1 pseudogene is annotated in these 665 nt (G+C 49.9%); it reads left to right on the top strand.

The features are described 5' to 3' along the window. A pseudogene (locus ACTHUM_RS17080) lies at window positions 1-512 on the top strand (isocitrate/isopropylmalate family dehydrogenase); the annotation flags it as partial. Window positions 513-665: the final 153 nt, after the last annotated feature.

Raw genomic sequence — 665 nt, 5'->3', positions numbered from 1 at the left:
GCTCCGTAGGCAAAGCCAACGTTTTGGAAACCACCGAACTGTGGCGCGAAATCTTTTAAGAAATCGGCAAAGAATACCCTGATGTCGAGCTTTCCCATATGTACGTCGACAACGCCGCCATGCAGTTGGTACGCGCGCCCAAACAATTTGACGTGATTGCTACCGGCAACATCTTCGGCGATATCCTCTCTGACGAAGCCTCCATGCTGACCGGCTCCATCGGTATGCTGCCTTCCGCTTCTTTGGACGAAAACGGCAAAGGCCTGTACGAACCGTCTCACGGCTCTGCTCCTGACATTGCCGGTCAAAACAAAGCCAATCCGCTGGCAACCGTTTTGTCCCTCGCTATGTTGTTGCGCTACAGCCTGAACGACGAAGCACGCGCGCAACAAGTCGAAAACGCCGTACAAAAAGTACTGCAACAAGGCTTGCGTACCGGCGATATTTACGAAGAAGGTACCAAACTGGTTTCCTGCTCAGAAATGGGCGATGCCGTATTGGCTGCTTTGTAAGAGGCCGTCTGAAAAAGCGTGGGATCAATCCCGCGCTTTTTTATATGCGAAACTTGAAACCATAAAAAAGGGCGTGTTTTCACACGCCCTTATGTTTTTTCAGACGGCCTTAAGATTGAAAAAATTAACCTCTTTTATGTTTGCCGCCAAAGC

Source organism: Neisseria sp. P0021.S006, from assembly GCF_051956895.1.
The sequence above is the reverse complement of the archived record's forward strand: the minus strand, read 5'-3'. Positions and strand labels throughout refer to the sequence as shown.